Source organism: Pseudoxanthomonas sp. SGNA-20 (assembly GCF_003931635.1).
GTDB lineage: Bacteria > Pseudomonadota > Gammaproteobacteria > Xanthomonadales > Xanthomonadaceae > Pseudoxanthomonas.
The window spans coordinates 1-2,151 of record NZ_RRYK01000020.1; the positions used below are offsets into that span (position 1 = coordinate 1).

Consider the following 2,151-nt stretch of genomic DNA (forward strand, 5'->3'; position numbering starts at 1 on the left):
GGCCCTCCATGCGCACCGTCAGGTCGCCCTGGGCCAGGGCGGTCAGCACCGCGGACAGGCGGCTGGCGGTGTGGGCGAAGTTGTCCAGCAGGCCGTTGAGGCTGCGCGACAGCGACAGGGTGAACCCATGCTTGTCGTCCAGGCGCAGGCGCCCGGACAGGTTGCCGGCGACGGCGTCTTCGACCACGCGCGACAGTTCCTCCTCGGTCCGGACCTCCTCGGTGCGGTCCAGCCACTCGACCACGTACCCGATCACCTGGCCGGCCGCGTCCTTCACCGGGTTCACCGTCAGTCGCATGACGTGGCCGCCGACCTGGATCTGCGCCCGGTGGGTGCCTTCGAGCGCCGACAGGATGCGGGACTGGTGGGCGGGATTGCGGTGGAAGCTGTCGATGCTGCCGCCGATCAGGTTGGCCACTTCGAAGTGCGGCAGCTCGCGGCGGATATCGGCTTCGGCCCGGCCCAGGGTTTCCAGCAACGACGGGTTGGCGTAGACGATCGTGCGGTCGGCGTCGGCGATCATCACGTTGGTGGTCACGCAATCCAGCGCGGCGCGGATGCGCAGGGCCTCGCGGTCGGCCTCGCGCCCGTGCTCCAGGTGCCGCGCCAGCCGGGCGTCCAGTGCCAGCAAGGCTCCGGCCAGCGAGCCGGGCGTCACCGCCATGGCCGCGGCGTCCGCGGGCAGCGGCTGTCCGGCGGCCAGTCCGCGGGCCAGCTGCGCCAGCCGGGGTGGTTCGCCGCCCAGCTCGAGCAGTTCGCGGCGCAGCTGCGCTGCCATCGCCGCCAGCAGGGCGGCCGCAATGGCCATGCAGGCCAGCTGCAGCACGACCGTGCCGCCGGCCATGCCCTGCAGACCGGGCCCGACGAGGGCGTAGCTGGCGATCGCCGCTGCGGCCACCGCCAGCGGCAGCCAGTCGCGGTAGTACAGCAATGCCGCGACCAGCACGATCGCGCCGATGCGCAGGTCGGCCGCATCGCCGGCCTGGTGGGCCAGGGTTGCCACCAGCACCATCAGGGCCAGCGCGACCACGGCGCGGCTGGTCCGGGTGCCGCGGGCCAGCCGTCCAAGTACCACCGCCACCGCGGCCGCGGGCAGGGCTGCCAGCAAGGCCGGGCTCCATTCGCCCCGCCATGCGGCCACGCCCAGCGAGGCGGTGGCCAGGATGCAGGCCAGCGCCAGGAATCGCCGGTCCGCTGCCGCGTCCCGTTCCTGCAGGAAGTCGTGAGGTTGGCGACCCGTCAGCCTGGCCGCGGACGTTGCATGGTTCATCGGGGGGTCCTCATGGGATGGAGGCGGGAGCTGGCCTGGCCAGCAGAAGGCATGGCAATGGCCGCGCCGGGCAGGCGTGGCCGTGGCAGGCGGGCGGTGCCACGGCTCCGGTCGCCGGCGCAGCGCGGGCGGGCGGTGGTATCGGCGGGAAAAGGATGGCAAGCGACGTCCGCGGTGCCGGCAGGCAGGCGGATCAGGGCAATGCGGAAATGGGGTGGCCGCGCCCCCGGTCGTCCGGGCGTCGGCACACGTACCGGCCCTGGCCCGCGGTTGCAGGCAGGTGGGGACGGTCGCCAGGGCGGCGAATCCTGTAGCCAGCGGCACGCGGCCGCGCGCGACGGTCATCCCGGCGCGCGGGCAGGACCGCGAATCGAACACGATCACGACAGGCTCCCATGAGCCAGCACTTCAACTGCACGTACCCCTCCCAGGGTCGTATCGGGTTGATCGGCCGCAATTTGCGGGTATTTAGGTGGTTTGAGTGGTTTTAATCGCTATTGCGATCGTCCGCACTCTTTGCCGCATGGCGCGCTCAGAATTCGGCCCAGTCCGACTCCTGGTCCAGCGCGGCATTGCCTTCGGCGCGCGCCACCGGCCTGTGCCCCCGCACCGGCGCGGGCAGCGGGGTCGCGACTGCGGTCGGGCGGAACACCGGGGCGGGCAGGGGACCTGCGGCGCCGTCCTCCAGGCGGAACGCGGCGATCGCCTGGACCAGGCCGACTGCCTGTTCTTCCATGGCGCGCGCGGCGGCGGAGGCTTCCTCGACCAGCGCGGCGTTCTGCTGGGTGGTCTCGTCCATCTGGGCGATGGTGCGGCTGGCCTGGGCCACACTGTCGGCCTGTTCCTGCGAGGCGGAGGAGATCTCGGCCATGATGTCGGTG

At 72.3% G+C, this 2,151-nt stretch carries 1 protein-coding gene and 1 pseudogene; both read right to left on the minus strand.

Annotated features, from left to right (window positions below; genetic code table 11):
* The coding region (locus EIM48_RS15215; protein WP_125112048.1) for a PAS domain-containing protein at window positions 1–1,270 on the minus strand (1,270 nt) is incomplete at its 3' end.
* Window positions 1,271–1,802: 532 nt separating this feature from the next.
* Window positions 1,803–2,151: pseudogene (locus EIM48_RS15635) on the minus strand (hypothetical protein); the annotation flags it as partial.